The following is a 19180-nucleotide window of genomic DNA, read 5'->3' as shown; positions in this document are numbered from 1 at the left end:
CGGGTCAGTCCGTGAGGGCCTCGTGCACGAGCCGCTTCAGGTCGGGATACACGGTGTGCGAGGACCGGGGCCGCACCTGGGTCATGAACTGCACCGTCAGGTCACGGCCCGGGTCGACCCAGAAGGTGGTCGTGGCCACCCCGCTCCAGCCGTAGGTGCCCTGGCCGGAGGGCGACTGCGTGCGGCTCGGGTCGGTCACCACGGAGACGCCGAGACCGAAGCCGACGCCGTCGTTGCCGGGCCGGTCGTGCGCGGGACGGCTGCCGAGGGCGCGCAGGTCGGCGCCGCCGGGGAGGTGGTTGCGGGTCATCAGGTCCACCGTCTCGGGGGCGAGCACCCGGACGCCGTCGAGTGCGCCGCGGCGCCGCAGCATCTCGGCGAAGCGGTGCACGTCGTACGCGGAGGAGACCAGGCCGCCGCTGCCCGACAGGAGCCGCGGCCGGCCCCGCAGCGGGAGGCCGGGCACCGGCTCGATGGAGCCGTCGTCCGTCTCGCCGTACAGTTCGGCCAGCCGCTCCGCCTGCTCGTCGGTGACGTGGAAGCCGGTGTCCGTCATGCCGAGCGGGCCGAAGATCCGGGCGGCGAAGAATGCGTCGAGTGGCTGTCCGGACACCACCTCGACCAGCCGCCCCAGGACGTTGCTGGCCACCGAGTAGTTCCACTCGGTGCCCGGCTCGAACTGGAGCGGCAGGCTCGCGTACAGGTCGACGGTCTCGGCCAGGTCGGCGCCCGGCCGCACCGACGACTCCAGACCGGCCGCCCGGTACAGGCCGTCCACGGCGTGGGAGTGGTAGAAGCCGAAGGTCAGCCCTGCCGTGTGGGTCATCAGGTGCCGGACGAGGACCGGACCGCCGGCGGGCCGGGTGACGGTGTCGGCACCGGACCCCCGGACGTACACCCGCGGTTCGGCGAAGGCCGGCAGGTACCGGGCCACCGGGTCGTCCAGGGACAGCCGGCCCTCCTCCACCAGTGTCAGCACGGCGACGGACGTGACCGGCTTGGTCATGGAGTAGATCCGCCACAGGGTGCCGGCCGTCACCGGCAGACCGGCCGCGAGGTCCCGCATACCGTGCACCGTCAGATGCGCGACGCGTCCGCCGCGGGCGACGGCCACCAGGAAGCCGGGCAGCCGTCCCTCGTCCACCTGCCGCGCGAAGTGCAGGTCGAGCCGGTCAAGCGCCTCGGCGTCCAGCCCGGCCGCGCCCGCGTCGGTCTCCTGCCGCAGGGGTGGTATCGCCATCGTTCTCCTCGGTCGTTCGTCGAAGACCCGTCCGGCATACCCCGCGTACCCCCCTTCGGAACTCGGGATCCCCACTCATGATCCACCGGCCACGGCGGTCAGGCCGTGACCCTCTCCGGTTCGGCCGCCTCGCGGCCCGCCCGCTCGCCGAGACGCTCCGTCGGCACCTTGTGGGTCTCGCGGGCCGTGAGCGCGGCGATCACCGGCGGGACGCACAGCGCGGCCGTGAACAGCGCCACCGCGAACCAGTCGTCGCCGTCCGGACCGGCGATCTGCGCCGCGAAGGTCACCGCGAACCCGGCCACCGCGAAGCCGATCTGGGTGCCGATCGCCACGCCCGACAGGCGGACCCGGGTGGAGAACATCTCGCCGTAGAAGGCCGGCCACACGCCGTTCGCGGCGCTGTAGACCACGCCGAAGGCGATGATGCCCAGCAGGAACGTCAGCGGGTAGGAGCCGGTGGAGATCGCCCACAGGTACAGGAACATCGCCACCGCGCTGCCGACCGCGCCGATCAGGTACACCGGACGCCGTCCGATCCGGTCGGACAGCGTCGCCCACAGCGGGATCGCGCCGAGCGCCACGACGTTGGCCAGGGCGCCCACCCACAGCATCGCGGTACGGGACATGCCGACCGAGTCGCTCGTGGCGTACGCCAGCGCCCAGACCGTGAAGATGGTACTGACCGAGGCGATGAGCGCGCCCGCGACCACCCGCAGGACGTCCACCCAGTGGTCCCGGGCCAGCACCGCGAGCGGCATCTTCACGACGCCCTCCGTGGCCGCCTGCTGCTCGAAGGCCGGGGTCTCGTCGAGCTTGCGGCGGATGACGTAGCCGACGACCGCGACCACCACGCTCAGCCAGAAGGGCACCCGCCAGCCCCAGGACAGCAGGTGTTCCTCGGGGAGCGCGGCGACGGGCAGGAAGACCAGGGTGGCGAGGAGCTGCCCGCCCTGGGTGCCGCTGAGGGTGAAGCTGGTGAAGAAGCCGCGTTTGTGCCCCGGCGCGTGCTCCAGGGTCATCGAGTTGGCGCTGGCCTGCTCGCCCGCCGCCGATATGCCCTGCATGATCCGGCACAGCACCAGCAGGACCGGGGCGAGGGTGCCGACCTGGTCGCGCGTGGGCAGACAGCCGATGAGGAACGTCGAGACGCCCATCAGGATCAGCGTGAAGACCATGATCTTCTTGCGGCCCATGCGGTCGCCGATGTGGCCCAGGAAGAGCGCGCCGACCGGGCGGGCGGCGTACGCGACGCCGAAGGTGGCCAGCGACAGCAGGGTCGCGGTGGCCGGGTCGGACTCGTCGAAGAAGACCTCGGGGAAGATCAGCGCGGCGGCGCTTCCGTAGATGAAGAAGTCGTAGTACTCCAGCGCGCTGCCGATCCAGGCGGCGGTGGCGGCCTTCTTCGGCTGGCCGGGCGGGGCGGCGCCCTGGGACGCGGGGGCGGGGACGGACACGGCTTGCTCCTTCGGGGGACTCCACCGTAGGCGGAGTGAGCGGAGGGGAGGACGGCGCAGGGGTGCCGTCGGCCGCTCGGCTAATTAACCCACTGGGTAGTTAGTCGCGGTTGGGAAGGGATGTTGCGCGCAGGTTTCCCACGTGTCAAGGGGTCCGGTCGCTCCGGGGCGCCCGCGTTCAGTCCGCCGCGCGCTCCGCGGTCAGATAGGCGATCACCATGTCGCCCAGCATCGCCCGGTAGTGCTCGCGCTGGTCCGGCGCGACCAGGTCGCGCCCGAACAGGGCGCCGAAGGTGTGCCGGTTGGCGACCCGGAAGAAGCAGAAGGAGCTGATCATCGCGTGCAGGTCGACGGCGTCGACGTCGGCCGTGAAGAGGCCGGACCGCTGCCCCTCGTCCAGGATCCGGCGGATCACGTCGAGCGCCGGGGAGCCGATGCTGGCCAGCATCTCCGAGGACGCGATGTGCTCGGCGTCGTGGATGTTCTCGATGCTGACCAGGCGGATGAAGTCCGGGTGCAGCTCATGGTGGTCGAAGGTCACTTCGGCGAGGCGCCGGATGGCCGCCACCGGGTCCAGGTGGTCGACGTCGAGCTGCTGCTCGGCCTCCCGGATCACGCCGTACGCCCGCTCCAGCACGGCCGTGAACAGCTGCTCCTTGCCGCCGAAGTAGTAGTAGATCATCCGCTTGGTGGTGCGGGTGCGGGCGGCGATCTCGTCGACCCGGGCCCCGTCGTAGCCGGCCCGGGCGAACTCGCGCGTCGCCACGTCGAGGATCTCGGCCCGGGTGCGGGCGGCGTCGCGGGTGCGCGTGCCGGTTCGTGCCGGTTCGTCGACGCTGGTCATCGGATTCCTTCGGCTGCGGGCGGCTGGGGCGGTACTTCGTGCTGGGGCGTGCCGGTGATTGTAGAAGCCTCCGACTTCCCTCACGCCCCGCCCTCCTGCTATGACTAACGTACTGGTTCGTACATTGCTCGCTCGGGCAGCAGCCCGGGCCGCTCAGGAGGTCGTCCCCGGTGGCCAAGGACTCGTTTCTCGTCGGACTGATCGGTTCCGGCATCGGCCCGTCGCTCAGTCCGGCACTGCACGAGCGGGAGGCCGGCCGGCAGGGGCTGCGCTACCTGTACCGGCTGATCGACATCGACCGCCTCGGTGTCCCGCCCGAGGCGGTGGGCGACCTGGTGCGCGCGGCCCGGGACCTGGGCTTCGACGGGCTGAACATCACCCACCCGTGCAAGCAGCTCGTCATCGAGCACCTGGACGCGCTCGCCCCGCAGGCCGAGGCGCTCGGCGCGGTGAACACCGTCGTCTTCGACGACGCCGGCCGCGCGACCGGCCACAACACCGACGTCACCGGTTTCGCCGCGTCCTTCGCCCGCGGGCTGTCCGACGCGCCGCTGGAGCGGATCGTGCAGCTCGGCGCCGGCGGGGCGGGCGCGGCCGTCGCCCACGCCACCCTCACCCTGGGCGCCGGACGCGTGACCGTCGTCGACGCGCTGCCCGAGCGGGCCGCCGCCCTCGCCGCCCAGCTGAACGGGCACTTCGGCGACGGGCGCGCCGCCTGCGCCGGCCCCGACGCGCTGCCCGGCCTGCTGACCGGCGCCGACGGCATCGTGCACGCGACCCCCACCGGCATGGCCGCCCACCCCGGGCTGCCGCTGCCCGCCGGACTGCTGCACCCCGGGCTGTGGGTCGCCGAGGTCGTCTACCGCCCGCTGGAGACCGAGCTGCTGCGCACCGCCCGCGCGCTGGGGTGCGCCACCCTCGACGGCGGCGGCATGGCCGTCTTCCAGGCCGTGGACGCGTTCCGGCTGTTCACCGGGCGGGAACCCGACGCCGTGCGGATGCTCGCCGACATCACCGGCCTGGCCGGCGCCGTGGCCGCCCCCAAGTAGGTCCCGAGTAGGAAGAGGTACCGACGTGCGGACGTCCATCGCCACCGTCTCCCTCAGCGGATCCCTCACCGAGAAGCTCACGGCCGCCTCCCGGGCCGGCTTCGACGGCGTGGAGATCTTCGAGAACGACCTGCTGGCCAGCCCGCTGACCCCCGAGGAGATCCGCGCCCGCTGCGCCGACCTCGGTCTGACCATCGACCTCTACCAGCCCATGCGGGACGTCGAGGCGCTGCCCGAGGAGGAGTTCGCCCGCGCGCTGCGCCGCGCCCGGCACAAGTTCGAGCTGATGAACAGGCTCGGCACGGACACCGTCCTGGTCTGCTCCAGCGTCTCCCCGCACGCCGTGGACGACGACGACCTCGCCGCCGGACAGCTCAGCCGCCTGGCCGACCTGGCCGGGGAGCACGGGGTGCGCGTCGCCTACGAGGCGCTCGCCTGGGGCCGCCACATCAGCACCTGGGACCACGCCTGGCACGTCGTCCGGCGCGCGGACCACCCCGCGCTCGGCACCTGCCTGGACAGCTTCCACATCCTCTCCCGCGCGCGTGACCCCAAGGACCTCGAAGGAATCGAGGACATCCCCGGCGACAAGATCTTCTTCCTCCAGCTCGCCGACGCCCCGCTGCTCGCGATGGACGTCCTCCAGTGGAGCCGCCACTACCGCTGCTTCCCCGGCCAGGGCGGCTTCGACGTCGCCGGACTGCTGCGCCACGTGCTGCGCGCCGGCTACACCGGCCCCCTGTCGCTGGAGGTCTTCAACGACGTCTTCCGGCAGTCCGAGGCCGGGCCCACCGCCGTGGACGCCCGGCGCTCCCTGCTCACCCTCCAGGAGAGCGTCGGGCTCGCGGCCCCGCCCGCGCCCGCCGCACCCACCGGGGTCGCCTTCGCCGAGCTGGTCACGCCCGACGCCGCGCCCGTCTCGGCGGTGCTCGGCGCGCTGGGCTTCGCCCGCACCGCGCGGCACCGGGGCAAACCCGTCGACCTCTGGCAGCGCGGCGAGGCCCGGGTCCTGGTCAACACTGGTCCTGCCGAACGCCGCGACGGCACCCGGCTGGCCGCCGTCGGCCTGGAGTCGCCGGATCCGCGGGGCGCGGCCCGACGCGCCGAGGCACTGCTCGCCCCCGTGCTGCCGCGCCGTCGCGCGCCGGGCGATACACCGCTGGAGGCGGTGGCCGCCCCCGACGGCACGGAGCTGTTCTTCTGCGCCACCGGGCGTCCCGGACTGCCCGACTGGCGCACGGACTTCGAGGACACCGGGGCCGTGGCCGTGGCCGGCGCCGCCTGGCGGGTCGACCACCTCTCCCTCACCCAGCCCTGGCACCAGTTCGACGAGGCGGCGCTCTTCCACCACGGTGTCCTCGGACTGCGCCCGCAGGAGAGCGTGGACGTCGCCGACCCCTACGGGCTGCTGCGCAGCCGCGCCGTCAGCACGGACGACGGCGCCGTCCGGATCGTCCTGACGGTCGGCGCGGCACCCGTCGACGACACCGCGCACGCCCAGCACATCGCCCTGGCCACCGGCGACGTGGTCGCCGCCGCCCGCGCCTTCCGCGCCGCCGGCGGCACGCTGCTGCCGATCCCCGCCAACTACTACGACGATCTCGCGGCCCGCTTCGAGTTCGCCGACGGCGAGCTGGAGACGTACCGGGAGCTGGGCATCCTCTACGACCGCGACGCGTACGGGGAGTTCCGGCACTGCTACACCCGCACCGTCGGCCGGGTCTTCTTCGAACTCGTCCAGCGCGACGGCGGCCACCGCGGCTACGGCGCGGCCAACGCGCCGGTGCGGCTGGCCGCCCAGCACGCGGCGCGGGGGCTCACTGGCGGCTGACGGTGCGGGTCAGGCCGGTGATCACCGTCGTGGCCAGGATCCAGCCCGTGATGATCAGGACGTAGGACAGGGTCTGGTACCAGCTCTCGGGCGAGAAGGCGTTCTCCTGGCCGAAGGAGATCACCGGGAGCAGCAGGTCGAGCGTGTAGAAGACCGGGTTGAAGTCGGGGGCCTCCTGCGGCTTCAGCGGCGGCGGGTGGTGCAGCCCGTACGCGAGGGAGCCGACCGCCAGCAGCGACAGCAGCCAGCCGCCCGCGCGCAGCGGCCGGAAGCCGTAGCCGACCGTGAGGTCCTGGAGGTGTCCCCACAGACGGCCGTACCAGGGCAGGGTGCGGCGGCGTCGTCGCTGCTTGGCGAGCTGCACCAGCCGGGCCGCGTCGTCGTCGCCGATCCGGCGGTACGCGGCGGTCAACTGCTCGTAGGTGAAAGGGAGGTAGCTGTCGCCCATCTCCAGCATCGGCAGCCGCCGCTCGGCGGGCTCGTGGGGGATGAGCGACGTGTAGGTGAGGTCGTTGAGCTGGACCCAGTCCGCCACCACGTCCGGCTGGACGAACAGCACGTCCACCTGGGCGCGGCGCAGGTTGAGCGTGCCCCGCACCACCGGGCCCTCGCGCAGCCAGAGTTCACCGATCACGCAACTGCTGGCGCGCAGCGCCGTACCCCCGGGGTTGGCCAGCCGGGCGTGCGACAGGTCGAGGCGGCCGGGTATCCGCGCGCCGCGCAGCTCCAGCCGGCCGCGGACGTCCGCGTGCCGCATCAGCACGTCGGCCTCGGCCGTGAGCGTCTCGGCCTGGAGGGCGGTGCCGTCCGGCCGGTCGAGCACCGCGTCCGTGAGGTTGACCGTCCCGGTCACCCGGGCCCCGGTGAGGCGCACCTCGCCCCGCGCGTGCAGGCCCGGCGCCCACAGGTCGGCCGCGAGCACCGCCTGGTTCAGCTGGAGTACCGGGCCGTCGGCGTCCGGGGCGTGGATCCGGGTGCTCTCCAGGTACAGGCTGCCGGTGATCTCCGCCCCGCCGAGCCGCACCATCCCGTCGAACCGGGTGCGGGTCAGCCGCAGTACGCCGTCCACCCGAGCGGCGTGCCCGATCAGGCCGGGCAGCACGGACTCGCTCAGGTTCAGCTCGCGCAGCCGCGCCGCGTAGAGCCGGGGCGCCTCGTCGAAGTGGCAGTGCCGTAACCGCACGGGGTGGTCGACCTCGGCGTACTGCAACTTCAGACGCCCGGTGACGCGGGCGCCGGCCAGGCTCAGCGCGGGCACCTCGCCGTCCTCCCGGGGGCCGTCGAGCAGCAGGGCGCGCAGCACCGCCGCCCGCACGGTCCGTTCCGGCCCCCAGGAGGCGCCGTCGGCGGGGTCCTCGTCGTCCGCGGCGCGGAAGTCCACCTTCGTGCCCGTGGCGAACGCCCGCCAGACGCGCGCCTCGGCCGGTGTCAGGTCGTTGATCTCCATCGCGGGGACTCTGACCCGAACCGGCCGGTCGCGTCAACGTGTTGCCGGCGCGGTGCGCTACTTCTTCGTCGCCTCCACGGCGTGGCCGCCGAACTGGTTGCGCAGCGCGGCGATCATCTTCATCTGCGGGGAGTCGTCCTGCCGGGACGCGAACCGCGCGAAGAGGGAGGCCGTGATCGCCGGCAGCGGCACCGCGTTGTCGATGGCGGCCTCGACGGTCCAGCGGCCCTCTCCGGAGTCCTCCGCGTACCCGCGCAGCTTCTCCAGGTGGTGGTCCTCGTCGAGGGCGTTGACGGCCAGGTCGAGGAGCCAGGAGCGGATCACTGTGCCGTCCTGCCAGGACCGGAAGACCTCGCGGACGTTGTCCACGGAGTCGACCTTCTCCAGCAGTTCCCAGCCCTCGGCGTAGGCCTGCATCATGGCGTACTCGATGCCGTTGTGGACCATCTTGGAGAAGTGCCCGGCACCGACCTTGCCGGCGTGCACGAATCCGTACGGGCCGTCCGGCTTGAGCGCGTCGAAGATCGGCTTGAGGTCGTCGACGTGCTCCTTCTCGCCGCCGACCATCAGGGCGTAGCCGTTCTGGAGGCCCCACACCCCGCCCGAGACGCCGGCGTCGACGAAGTTGACGCCGTGCTTGGCCAGCTCCTCGGCGTGCTTCTCGTCGTCCGTCCAGCGGGAGTTGCCGCCGTCGATGACGGTGTCGCCGTGCCGGAGCAGCGTGCCCAGCTGGTCGATGACGTGCTGGGTGGCGGCGCCCGCCGGGACCATCACCCAGACGGCGCGCGGCCGGTCCAGCTGCTCGACCATGTCGACCAGGCTGTTCACGTCGGCCCGATCGGGATTGGTGTCGTATCCGACGACGGTGTGGCCGGCGTTGCGCAGACGCTCGCGCATGTTGCCGCCCATCTTGCCGAGACCCACAAGACCGATCTGCATGTCAGTGCACTTCCTTCAGTTCGCGGTAGGCGGCCACCAGCGCGGCCGTGGACGGATCGAGGCCGGGTACGTCCGCCCCCTCGGTCAGGGCGGGTTCGACGCGCTTGGCGAGCACCTTGCCGAGTTCGACGCCCCACTGGTCGAAGGAGTCGATGTTCCAGATGGCGCCCTGCACGAACACCTTGTGCTCGTAGAGCGCGATCAGCTGGCCGAGGACGGACGGGGTCAGCTCGGTGGCCAGGACGGTGGTGGTGGGGTGGTTGCCGCGGAACGTCTTGTGCGGGACCAGCTCCTCCGGTACTCCCTCGGCGCGCACCTCGTCCGGGGTCTTGCCGAAGGCGAGGGCCTGGGTCTGGGCGAAGAAGTTGGCCATCAGCAGGTCGTGCTGGGCCTTCAGCTGCTCGCTCAGCTCGCCGACCGGCCGGGCGAAGCCGATGAAGTCCGCCGGGATGAGCTTGGTGCCCTGGTGGATCAGCTGGTAGTAGGCGTGCTGGCCGTTGGTGCCGGGCGTGCCCCAGACCACCGGCCCGGTCTGCCACTCCACCTCGCGGCCCTCGCGGTCGACGGACTTGCCGTTGGACTCCATGTCGAGCTGCTGGAGGTAGGCGGTGAACTTCGACAGGTAGTGCGAGTACGGCAGCACCGCGTGCGACTGCGCGTCGAGGAAGTTGCCGTACCAGACGCCCAGCAGGCCTAGGAGCAGCGGCGCGTTGGCCGGGGCCTCGGCGTTGCGGAAGTGGTCGTCGACGATGCGGAAGCCGTCGAGCATCTCCCGGAAGCGGTCCGGCCCGATGGCGATCATCAGGGACAGGCCGATCGCCGAGTCGTACGAGTACCGGCCGCCGACCCAGTCCCAGAACTCGAACATGTTGGCCGTGTCGATCCCGAAGCCGGAGACCTTCTCCGCGTTCGTCGACAGCGCCACGAAGTGCTTCGCCACCGCCTTGTCGTCACCGTCGAACGCGTCAAGCAGCCAGGAACGCGCCGAGGTCGCGTTCGTGATCGTCTCGATCGTGGTGAACGTCTTGGACGCCACGATGAACAGCGTCTCGGCCGGGTCCAGGTCCCGCACCGCCTCGTGCAGGTCCGCGCCGTCCACGTTGGACACGAACCGGAAGGTCAGCGAGCGGTCGGTGAAGGCCCGCAGCGCCTCGTACGCCATCGCCGGACCGAGGTCGGAGCCGCCGATGCCGATGTTGACGACGTTGCGGATGCGCCGCCCGCTGTGACCGGTCCACTCACCGGAACGCACCCTGTCGGAGAAGGCGGCCATCTTGTCGAGGACGGCGTGCACCTTCGGCACGACGTTCTCACCGTCGACCTCGACGACCGCGTCCCGCGGGGCGCGCAGCGCGGTGTGCAGGACCGCCCGGTCCTCGGTGATGTTGATCCGCTCGCCGCGGAACATGGCGTCCCGCAGCCCGAACACGCCGGTGGCGGCGGCGAGGTCCTGGAGCAGCGCCAGGGTCTCGTCGGTGACGAGGTGCTTCGAGTAGTCGATGCGCAGGTCGCCGACGCGCACGACGTACCGCTCCGCGCGCCCCGGGTCGGCGGCGAAGAGCTCGCGCAGGTCCGGTCGCGCCATGGCGTCCGTGCGGTGGTCCGCGAGCGCGGTCCACTCGGGGCGCCGGTTGAGCTTCGGGGAGTCAGACATGGACAGGGGTCTCCTTGCCGGCCTCGCCGCGCAGGGCGATGGCGTACATCTCGTCCGCGTCGAGGCGCCGTAGCTCCTCGGCGATGAGTTCGGAGGTGGGGCGCACCTTCAGCGCGAGGGAGCGCGGGGGCTGACCGGGGAGGGTCATCGTGGCGAGCGGGCCCTCCGGCCGGTCGATGACGATCTCGCCGTTCGCGGTGCCGAGCCGGACGGCCGTGACCACCGGGCCGTCGGTGACCACGCGGTCGACGGTGACGCCGAGGCGCGCCTCCAGCCAGCGGGCCAGCAGCTCGGCCGCCGGGTTGTCCGCCTCGGCCTCGACGACCGCGGAGGTCACCGGCACGCGGGCCTGGTCCAGCGCCGCGGCCAGCATGGACCGCCACAGGGTCAGCCGGGTCCAGGCGAGGTCGGTGTCGCCGGGCGCGTAGCAGCGGACCCGGCGGGCGAGGACCTCCATCGGCCGCTCGACCGCGTACAGGTCGGTGATCCTGCGCTGCGCCAGCGCGCCCAGCGGGTCGCCCGCGGGGTCGTCCGGGGCGTCCACCGGCCACCACACGACGACCGGGGCGTCCGGCAGCAGCAGCGGCAGCACGACCGAGTCGGCGTGCTCGGACACCTCCCCGTACATGCGCAGCACGACGGTCTCACCGGTGCCGGCCTCGGAGCCGACCCGGACCTCGGCGTCCAGGTGCGAACGGGTGCGGTCGCGCAGGTTGCGGGGGTGGCGCTTGATGACGACCAGGGTGCGCGAGGGGTGCTCGTGCGAGGCCTCCTCGGCGGCCTTGATCGCGTCGTAGGCGTTCTCCTCGTCGGTGACGATGACCAGCGTGAGCACCATGCCCACGGCCGGGGTGCCGATGGCCCGGCGGCCCTGCACCAGCGCCTTGTTGACCTTGCTTGCCGTGGTGTCGGTCAGGTCGATCCTCATGGCCTGCGCCAGCTCCGTCCGTCTCGTGCGAGCATCTCGTCGGCTTCCCGCGGTCCCCAGCCGCCCGAGTCGTACTGTGCGGGCCTGCCGTGGGTGTCCCAGTACTCCTCGATCGGGTCGAGGATCCGCCAGGACTCTTCCACTTCCTGGTGGCGCGGGAACAGGTTGGCGTCGCCCAGAAGGACGTCCAGGATCAGCCGTTCGTACGCCTCCGGGCTGGACTCCGTGAACGACTCGCCGTAGGCGAAGTCCATGGAGACGTCCCGGATCTCCATCGACGTGCCCGGCACCTTGGAGCCGAAGCGCACCGTCATGCCCTCGTCCGGCTGGACGCGGATGACGATCGCGTTCTCGCCCAGCTCCTCCGTCGCGGTGGAGTCGAAGGGGGAGTGCGGGGCCCGCTGGAAGACGACCGCGATCTCCGTGACCCGTCGGCCCAGGCGCTTGCCGGTGCGCAGGTAGAACGGGACGCCCGCCCAGCGGCGGTTGTCGACGCCCAGCTTGATCGCCGCGTAGGTGTCGGTGGTGGAGGCCGGGTCGATGCCGTCCTCCTCCAGGTAGCCCGGCACCTGTGCGCCGCCCTGCCAGCCGCCCGCGTACTGGCCGCGCACGGTGTGGTCGCCGAGGTCGTCGGGCAGCCGCACCGCCCTGAGCACCTTCAGCTTCTCGGTGAGCAGGGACGCCGCGTCGAAGGAGGCGGGTTCCTCCATCGCGGTGAGCGCCATCAGCTGGAGGAGGTGGTTCTGGATGACATCGCGGGCGGCGCCGATGCCGTCGTAGTAGCCGGCCCGGCCGCCGATGCCGATGTCCTCGGCCATCGTGATCTGCACGTGGTCGACGTAGGACCGGTTCCAGATCGGCTCGTACATCTGGTTGGCGAAGCGCAGCGCCAGGATGTTCTGGACGGTCTCCTTGCCCAGGTAGTGGTCGATGCGGAAGACCTGCTCCGGGTCGAAGACCTCGTGCACCAGCGCGTTCAGGTCACGGGCGCTGTCCAGGTCGTGCCCGAACGGCTTCTCGATCACCGCGCGCCGCCAGGAGCCCTCGGGCGCGTCGGCCAGGCCGTGCTTCTTGAGCTGCTGGACCACCTTCGGGAAGAACTTCGGCGGCACCGAGAGGTAGAAGGCGTAGTTGCCGCTGGTGCCGCGGGAGGCGTCCAGCTCGGCCACCGCCTTGCGCAGCTGTTCGAACGCGTCGTCGTCGTCGAAGTCGCCGGGGATGAACCGCATGCCCTCGGAGAGCTGCTGCCAGACCTCCTCGCGGAACGGCGTCCGGGCGTGCTCCTTGACCGCGTCGTGCACGACCTCGGCGAAGTCCTGGTCCTCCCAGTCCCGGCGGGCGAAGCCGACCAGCGAGAAGCCGGGCGGCAGCAGACCGCGGTTGGCCAGGTCGTACACGGCCGGCATCAGCTTGCGGCGCGAGAGGTCGCCGGTGACGCCGAAGATGACCAGTCCGGAGGGGCCGGCGATGCGGGGGAGGCGGCGGTCCTGCGGATCGCGCAGGGGGTTGCTCCAGTCGAGCGGTGTCTCGGGCGTGACGGCCTTCGCGTCGGCCGCTTTCGCCTTCGCCCCCCTGGCGGGGCGGGCCGGCCCGGTCTTCTTCGCGCTCCGCGCCGCCTTGGCCGGCCCGGCCGCCTTCGCCGCCCCGGCAGCCTTGGACTCCTCGGCCTCCTCGGCGTGCAGAGGTCCCGCGGCCTCCCGGGCCGTGCGGGCCTCCTTGGCTTCCTTCGTCGCCTTGGTCTCGTGGACCGTCGTAGCGGGAAGCTCCTCGCTCATTCCCCGTCAACTCCCTTGCTGTCGAGGGACTTCGTCACGGCATCGAGCAGGTCCTGCCAGGCGTTCTCGAACTTGGCCACGCCCTCCTGCTCCAACTGCTCCACCACCTCGTCGTACGAGACACCGAGCCGCTCCACGGCCGCGAGATCCGCCCGGGCCTGGGCGTACCCGCCGGTGACCGTGTCGCCCCGGACGTCGCCGTGATCGGCGGCGGCGTCCAGGGTGGCCTCCGGCATCGTGTTCACGGTGCCGGGAGCGACCAGCTCCTCCACGTACAGGGTGTCCCGGAATGCCGGGTCCTTCACCCCGGTCGACGCCCACAGGGGACGCTGGGCGTTGGCGCGGGCCCCGGCCAGCGCGGTGAAGCGGTCCCCCGCGAAGACGTTCTCGTACGCCTCGTAGGCCAGTCGCGCGTTGGCCAGCGCCGCCTTCCCCCGCAGGGCGAGGGCCTCCTCGGTGCCCAGCAGCGTCAGCCGCTTGTCGATCTCGCTGTCGACGCGGGAGACGAAGAAGGAGGCGACGGAGTGAATGCCCGCCAGGTCGAGGCCGGCCGCCCGCGCCTTCTCCAGACCGGAGAGGTAGGCGTCCATCACCTCGCCGTAGCGCTCCAGGGAGAAGATCAGCGTGACGTTGACGCTGATCCCGGCACCGATGACCTCGGTGATCGCCGGGAGGCCGGCCCTGGTCGCCGGTATCTTGATCATCACGTTGGGGCGGTCGACCAGCCAGGCCAGCTGGCGGGCCTCGGCGATGGTGGCCCGCGTGTCGTGGGCCAGGCGCGGGTCGACCTCGATGGAGACCCGGCCGTCCCGGCCGCCGGTCGCGTCGTAGACCTCGCGCAGTACGTCGGCGGCGGCGCGGACGTCGGCGGTGGTCATCATGCGGACCGCCTCGTCCACGGTGACGCCCCGGGTCGCCAGGTCGGCCAGCTGCTCCTCGTAGCCCTCGCCGGAGCCGATGGCGGCCTGGAAGATCGAGGGGTTGGTGGTCACGCCGACGACGTTCTTCGTCCTGATCAGCTCGGCGAGGTTGCCGGACTCGATCCGCCGCCGCGACAGGTCGTCCAGCCAGACGGAGACGCCCTGGTCGGCCAGGCGCTTGAGTGCTCCCGCGGGCGCGGTTGCTTCGGTCACAATGATCATCTTCTCTTTCTGCGGTCGGACCGGTGGATCCGGTCGGCTCAGCCGCGGGCGGCGGCCAGGGATTCCCTGGCGGCGGCGGCCACGTGGTCGGCGGTGAAGCCGAACTCGGCGAACAGGGTCTTGGCGTCGGCGGAGGCGCCGAAGTGCTCCAGGGAGACGATGCGGCCCGCGTCCCCCACGTACCGGTGCCAGGTCAGGCCGATCCCGGCCTCCACGGCCACCCGGGCCCGCACGGACGGCGGCAGCACGCCCTCGCGGTACGCGCGCGGCTGCTCCTCGAACCACTCGACGGACGGCATGGACACCACCCGGGTGGGCGTGCCCTCCGCCTCCAGCGCCTCCCGCGCGGCCACGGCGAGCTGGACCTCGGATCCGGTGGCGATCAGGACGACGTCCGGGGTGCCGGTGGACGCCTCGGCGAGGACGTAGCCGCCGCGCGCCGCGTCCGGGTTGGGCGCGTACACCGGCACGCCCTGGCGGGTCAGGGCGAGGCCGTGCGGGGCCGGGTGGGTGGCGTGCCGCCGGAGGATCTCGGCCCAGGCGGTCGCGGTCTCGTTGGCGTCGGCCGGGCGGACGACGTTCAGGCCGGGGATGGCGCGCAGCGCGGCGAGGTGTTCGACCGGCTGGTGGGTGGGGCCGTCCTCGCCCAGGCCGACGGAGTCGTGCGTCCACACGTACGTCACCGGCAGCTGCATCAGCGCGGACATGCGCACCGCGTTGCGCATGTAGTCGGAGAAGACCAGGAAGGTGCCGCCGTAGACGCGGGTGTTGCCGTGCAGCGCGATGCCGTTCATCTCCGCGGCCATCGAGAACTCGCGGATGCCGAAGTGGATCGTGCGGCCGTACGGGTCGGCCTCCGGGAGGGGGTTGCCCTCGGGGAGGAAGGACGACGTCTTGTCGATCGTCGTGTTGTTCGACCCGGCCAGGTCGGCGGAGCCGCCCCACAGCTCGGGCAGGACCGGGCCGAGCGCCTGGAGGACCTTGCCGGACGCGGCGCGGGTGGCGACGGACTTGCCGGTCTCGAAGACCGGCAGGGTGTCCTCCCAACCGTCGGGCAGCCGGCCGGCGACCACGCGGTCGAAGAGTTCGGCACGTTCCGGCTGCTCGCCGCGCCACGCGGCGATCCGCTTGTCCCAGGCGGCGTGGGCCTCGGCGCCCCGGTCCAGGGCCTCGCGGGTGTGGGCCAGGACCTCGTCCGCGACCTCGAAGGACCGCTCCGGGTCGAAGCCGAGGACGCGCTTGGTGGCGGCGACCTCGTCCGCGCCGAGGGCGGAGCCGTGGGAGGCCTCGGTGTTCCGGGCGTTCGGGGCGGGCCAGGCGATGATCGTGCGCAGGGCGATGATGGACGGGCGCCCGGTCTCGGCCCGCGCCGCGGTGAGCGCCTCGTACAGCGCGCGCACGTCGACGTCGCCGTTCTCGGCGGGCTCGACGCGGTGCACGTGCCAGCCGTAGGCCTCGTACCGCTTCAGCACGTCCTCGGAGAACGCGGTCGCCGTGTCGCCCTCGATGGAGATGTGGTTGTCGTCGTAGAGGAGGACGAGGTTGCCGAGCCGCTGGTGCCCGGCGAGCGAGGACGCCTCGGCGGAGACGCCCTCCTGGAGGTCGCCGTCGGAGACGATCGCCCAGACGGTGTGGTCGAAGGGGGACTCGCCCGCGGGCGCCCCCGGGTCGAAGAGGCCGCGCTCGTAGCGGGCGGCCATCGCCATGCCGACCGCGTTGGCCACGCCCTGGCCGAGCGGTCCGGTCGTCGTCTCCACGCCCGCGGTGTGCCCGTACTCGGGGTGGCCGGGCGTCTTGGAGCCGTGCGTGCGGAAGGCCCTGAGGTCGTCCAGCTCCACCTCGTACCCGGCGAGGTAGAGCTGGGTGTAGAGGGTCAGCGACGTGTGGCCGGGGGAGAGGACGAAGCGGTCACGGCCGGTCCACTCCGGATCGGCGGGGTCATGCCGCATCACCTTCTGAAAGATCGTGTACGCCGCCGGGGCCAGGGCCATCGCCGTGCCCGGGTGTCCGTTCCCGACCTTCTGCACCGCATCGGCCGCCAGGACGCGGGCGGTGTCGACGGCACGCCGGTCGAGTTCGGTCCATGCGAAGCGGTCCGCGCTGTCCACTGTCTGCGTGCTCATCTTCAAGAAATCCTCGATCGGAGCGAGAGAACTGGCCTTACGCGTTCAAACTTAAAAGTCTGACTTTTGAGAGGGAAGGTCGTCCTGTGCCAGCCTGTGGTGAAACTGGGACATGCCCCGGCCCCGGGGCGCACGGGCGGGACGGCACGAGAAGGACATGGCGGACGAAAACAGCCAAGACGGCGGCGACGGCAGCGGCGGCGACGGGATCAGAACGTTTCCCTTCCCGGTCGATCTCAGCCTCCTCGGCGTCGGTATGCAGATCGGTCCCATGGGCGCGGGCCGCACCTGGCACGCGCACGCCCCGCTGCACCGCGTCCACCGCATCGACTTCCACGTCGTCATGCTCTTCACCGGCGGCCCGGTCCGGCACATGATCGACTTCACCGAGTACGAGGCCACCGCCGGCGATCTGCTGTGGATCCGGCCCGGACAGGTCCACCGCTTCTCGCCGGACAGCGAGTACCGCGGAACCGTGCTCACCATGCAGCCCGGTTTCCTGCCGCGCGCCACCGTCGAGGCCACCGGCCTCTACCGCTACGACCTGCCCCCGCTGCTCCGCCCCGACGAGGCGCGGCTGGCCGGTCTGACCGCCGCCCTCGGCCAACTGCGGCGCGAGTACGAGGACGCGACGACCCTGCCGCTCAGCCTGCACACCGCGGTGCTGCGCCACACGCTCTCCGCGTTCCTGCTCCGCCTGGCCCATCTGGCCGTCAGCTCCGCCCAGGCGGCCCGCGAGGGGCGGTCGGACCCGCCGTGGGACACGACCTTCACCCTGTTCCGCGAGGCGGTCGAGCGGGGCTTCGCCACCAATCACAGCGTCAGCGCCTACGCCGACGCGCTCGGTTACTCCCGCCGCACCCTGGTCCGCGCGGTGCGCGCCGCCACCGGCGAGACGCCCAAGGGGTTCATCGACAAGCGGGTGGTCCTGGAGGCCAGGCGGCTCCTCGCCCACACCGAGATGCCGATCGGCCGGGTCGGCGCGGCGGTCGGCTTCCCGGACGCGGCGAACTTCTCCAAGTTCTTCCAGCAGCACACCGACCAGACGCCGGCGGCCTTCCGCGCCGAGCTGCGCTGAGCGGCCGGTCGGCCGTCGGGCGCACGACGAAGGGGCCCCACGGTGTGTGGAGCCCCTTCGCCCTCCTGCGGGGGGCTCGGGTCCGGGCCGCTCGCGGCTCAGCGGCCGAAGCTGAACCAGTTCACGTTCACGAAGTCGGCGGGCTGGCCGCTGGTGAACGTCAGATACACGTCGTGGGTGCCCGTCACCGACCCGATGTTCGCCGGAACCGTGCGCCAGGACTGCCAGCCGCCCGTGTTGCCCACGGCGAAGCTGCCGACCGGCGTACTGGTCCTGCTGTCCAGGCGCACCTCCACGAGACCGCTGACACCGGCCGGAGCGCCGCTCGCCACCCGGGCCTTGAACTGCGTGGCCGGTGTCGAACCGAAGTTCACGCCCTTGTACTGGACCCAGTCCCCGTTGGCGAGGGCGCCGAGGTTGCGGCCGCCGCCCGCGTCCGAACTGCCCTCGGTCATGGTGCCGGACTGGGCGTCGTACGACTCGGCCTCGACGGCGCTGTAGGCGTCGCGGCCACCGCCGGACGGCGGGGGTGTGGTGCCGCCCCCGCCGGCCGACAGCACCTGGACGTAGTCCACGAGCATGGAGTGGCCGGGCTGCGTGCCGGCGTCCGGGCCGCCGCCGAAGGCGTCCGGGAAGCCGCCGCCCATCGCCACGTTGAGGATGATGAAGTAGCCGTGGTTGGTGGCGTTCGCCCATGTCGTCGCGTCGACCTGGTTGGCGCGGACGGTGTGGAAGTTGTTGCCGTCGACGTAGAAGCGGATCTCCTCCACGCTCGTCGAGCGGTCCCACTCCACCCGGTAGGTGTGGAAGGCCGCCTGGCAGGTGGCGCCGGGACAGGCGGTGCTGCCGCCGATGCCGCTGGTCTCGTTGCAGGGGCCGCCCGGCGAGGTGCCGCAGTGCATCGTGGACCAGACGGTGTTGAGGCCCTGGGTGTTCTCCAGGATGTCGATCTCGCCGACCGCGGGCCAGTTCCAGTAGTTGCCGCGGTAGGGGCCGCCCAGCATCCAGAACGCGGGCCAGTAGCCCTTGGCCGCGGCCCCGGTGACGTTCGGGACCTGGATACGGGCCTCCACCCGCAGCTTGCCGCCGGCCGGGGGTTCGAAGTCGGCCCGCCTGGTCTCGACGCGGCCCGAGGTCCAGTTGCCGGCGGCGTCGCGGCGCGGGGTGATGCGCAGGTTGCCGCCGCCGTCCAGTGAGACGTTGCTGGTGGACGACGTCATCGTCTCGATCTCGCCGGTGCCCCAGTTGGCGGGGCCGCCGGGATACGAGGTGCCGGTCGCGTACTGCCAGTTGGAGGTGTTCACGCCGGAGCCGGCCGCGCCGTCGAAGTCGTCGGCGAAGACCTGGGTCCACCCGGACGGGGGCGGTGGGACGGTGGCGTTCGCGGACGGGCCCGTCACCGCGGTCGCGGTCGCCGCGAGGGCGAGGGCGCCGACCACGGCCACCAGTGCGCGGCGCAGCGGCCGGCGTCTGGGCGGGTTGCCGGAGGTCTCTCTCATGGGGGGTCGCCTCTCAGATGCGGGAGTGGGAAGCGGTACGCCCCGAGCGCGCCCCCGGGGACGGAAGCGTGAGAGCGCTCTCAGAGTGCGGCCAATGTGCTCTCGGGCGCCGCCGTCGTCAAGAGGTGAAGCCGAGAAAGTCCGTGCCGGGCCCGGGAGTTCAGCTCGTGAACG

14 protein-coding genes are annotated in these 19180 nt (G+C 72.1%); 3 read left to right on the top strand and 11 right to left on the bottom strand.

The features are described 5' to 3' along the window. Positions 1 to 4: 4 nt before the first annotated feature. From ACZ67M_RS07235 to ACZ67M_RS07225, 3 genes are all read right to left on the bottom strand, one after another. Positions 5 to 1234: a serine hydrolase domain-containing protein gene (locus tag ACZ67M_RS07235; RefSeq protein ID WP_469850686.1), complete on the bottom strand. Its 1230-nt coding sequence runs from the start codon at positions 1232 to 1234 to the stop codon at positions 5 to 7. 104 nt (positions 1235 to 1338) lie between these two features. Continuing rightward, positions 1339 to 2697 (bottom strand): MFS transporter, encoded by a 1359-nt coding sequence (locus ACZ67M_RS07230; RefSeq protein ID WP_469849924.1) that lies wholly within the window; start codon positions 2695 to 2697, stop codon positions 1339 to 1341. 178 nt (positions 2698 to 2875) lie between these two features. Then, complete coding sequence (locus ACZ67M_RS07225) at positions 2876 to 3541, bottom strand: TetR/AcrR family transcriptional regulator (RefSeq protein ID WP_361365138.1); 666 nt, start codon at positions 3539 to 3541, stop codon at positions 2876 to 2878. A 170-nt stretch (positions 3542 to 3711) separates the two neighbouring features. Between ACZ67M_RS07225 and ACZ67M_RS07220 the strand changes: the two genes are divergently transcribed. After that, positions 3712 to 4590 carry a shikimate dehydrogenase gene (locus ACZ67M_RS07220; RefSeq protein WP_307016214.1) on the top strand — a complete coding sequence of 293 codons (879 nt, stop codon included), beginning with the start codon at positions 3712 to 3714 and terminating at the stop codon, positions 4588 to 4590. Between the two features lie 25 nt (positions 4591 to 4615). Continuing rightward, on the top strand, positions 4616 to 6421 hold the full coding sequence (locus ACZ67M_RS07215; protein WP_392102245.1) for a sugar phosphate isomerase/epimerase and 4-hydroxyphenylpyruvate domain-containing protein: 1806 nt from the start codon (positions 4616 to 4618) through the stop codon (positions 6419 to 6421). Here the strand turns inward: ACZ67M_RS07215 and ACZ67M_RS07210 are convergent. Genes ACZ67M_RS07210 through tkt form a run of 7 tightly spaced genes read right to left on the bottom strand, consistent with a single transcriptional unit; the run spans position 6408 to position 16429 of the window. Then, positions 6408 to 7868: a membrane-associated oxidoreductase gene (locus tag ACZ67M_RS07210; protein WP_469849922.1), complete on the bottom strand. Its 1461-nt coding sequence runs from the start codon at positions 7866 to 7868 to the stop codon at positions 6408 to 6410. The two genes, ACZ67M_RS07215 and ACZ67M_RS07210, sit on opposite strands and share 14 nt — an antisense overlap. A 57-nt stretch (positions 7869 to 7925) precedes the next feature. Beyond that, a complete protein-coding gene (gnd, locus tag ACZ67M_RS07205; protein ID WP_469849921.1) occupies positions 7926 to 8807 on the bottom strand; it encodes a phosphogluconate dehydrogenase (NAD(+)-dependent, decarboxylating) in 882 nt (293 codons plus the stop codon). A 1-nt stretch (position 8808) separates the two neighbouring features. Continuing rightward, complete coding sequence (gene pgi / locus ACZ67M_RS07200; protein ID WP_469849919.1) at positions 8809 to 10461, bottom strand: glucose-6-phosphate isomerase; 1653 nt, start codon at positions 10459 to 10461, stop codon at positions 8809 to 8811. Continuing rightward, on the bottom strand, positions 10454 to 11389 hold the full coding sequence (opcA, locus tag ACZ67M_RS07195; protein ID WP_064730753.1) for a glucose-6-phosphate dehydrogenase assembly protein OpcA: 936 nt from the start codon (positions 11387 to 11389) through the stop codon (positions 10454 to 10456). Before opcA ends, pgi begins: the two co-directional genes overlap by 8 nt. After that, positions 11386 to 13164 carry a glucose-6-phosphate dehydrogenase gene (zwf, locus tag ACZ67M_RS07190; protein ID WP_361365123.1) on the bottom strand — a complete coding sequence of 593 codons (1779 nt, stop codon included), beginning with the start codon at positions 13162 to 13164 and terminating at the stop codon, positions 11386 to 11388. The genes opcA and zwf overlap by 4 nt, the downstream gene beginning before the upstream one ends. Beyond that, a complete protein-coding gene (gene tal, locus ACZ67M_RS07185) occupies positions 13161 to 14306 on the bottom strand; it encodes a transaldolase (protein WP_469849917.1) in 1146 nt (381 codons plus the stop codon). The genes zwf and tal overlap by 4 nt, the downstream gene beginning before the upstream one ends. A gap of 38 nt (positions 14307 to 14344) precedes the next feature. Further along, on the bottom strand, positions 14345 to 16429 hold the full coding sequence (tkt, locus tag ACZ67M_RS07180) for a transketolase (protein ID WP_467324165.1): 2085 nt from the start codon (positions 16427 to 16429) through the stop codon (positions 14345 to 14347). 157 nt (positions 16430 to 16586) lie between these two features. On the opposite strand from tkt, the gene ACZ67M_RS07175 reads away from it, so the two are divergent. Next, positions 16587 to 17507, top strand: a complete 921-nt coding sequence (locus ACZ67M_RS07175) for a helix-turn-helix transcriptional regulator (protein WP_392017597.1) — start codon at positions 16587 to 16589, stop codon at positions 17505 to 17507. A gap of 98 nt (positions 17508 to 17605) precedes the next feature. On the opposite strand, the gene ACZ67M_RS07170 is transcribed toward ACZ67M_RS07175, so the two are convergent. Beyond that, on the bottom strand, positions 17606 to 19006 hold the full coding sequence (locus tag ACZ67M_RS07170) for a glycoside hydrolase family 16 protein (protein WP_392017600.1): 1401 nt from the start codon (positions 19004 to 19006) through the stop codon (positions 17606 to 17608). Positions 19007 to 19180: the final 174 nt, after the last annotated feature.

Source organism: Streptomyces sp. NPDC107500 (assembly GCF_055582785.1).
The sequence above is the reverse complement of the archived record's forward strand: the minus strand, read 5'-3'. Positions and strand labels throughout refer to the sequence as shown.

What these genes read in the sequence shown, in the direction of transcription:
- zwf (WP_361365123.1), bottom strand. Translation starts at nt 13,164, where the DNA reads ATGAGCGAGGAGCTTCCCGCTACGACGGTCCACGAGACCAAGGCGACG.
- pgi (WP_469849919.1), bottom strand. Translation starts at nt 10,461, where the DNA reads ATGTCTGACTCCCCGAAGCTCAACCGGCGCCCCGAGTGGACCGCGCTC.
- opcA (WP_064730753.1), bottom strand. Translation starts at nt 11,389, where the DNA reads ATGAGGATCGACCTGACCGACACCACGGCAAGCAAGGTCAACAAGGCG.
- ACZ67M_RS07170 (WP_392017600.1), bottom strand. Translation starts at nt 19,006, where the DNA reads ATGAGAGAGACCTCCGGCAACCCGCCCAGACGCCGGCCGCTGCGCCGC.
- tal (WP_469849917.1), bottom strand. Translation starts at nt 14,306, where the DNA reads ATGATCATTGTGACCGAAGCAACCGCGCCCGCGGGAGCACTCAAGCGC.
- ACZ67M_RS07175 (WP_392017597.1), top strand. Translation starts at nt 16,587, where the DNA reads ATGGCGGACGAAAACAGCCAAGACGGCGGCGACGGCAGCGGCGGCGAC.
- gnd (WP_469849921.1), bottom strand. Translation starts at nt 8,807, where the DNA reads ATGCAGATCGGTCTTGTGGGTCTCGGCAAGATGGGCGGCAACATGCGC.
- ACZ67M_RS07210 (WP_469849922.1), bottom strand. Translation starts at nt 7,868, where the DNA reads ATGGAGATCAACGACCTGACACCGGCCGAGGCGCGCGTCTGGCGGGCG.
- tkt (WP_467324165.1), bottom strand. Translation starts at nt 16,429, where the DNA reads ATGAGCACGCAGACAGTGGACAGCGCGGACCGCTTCGCATGGACCGAA.
- ACZ67M_RS07225 (WP_361365138.1), bottom strand. Translation starts at nt 3,541, where the DNA reads ATGACCAGCGTCGACGAACCGGCACGAACCGGCACGCGCACCCGCGAC.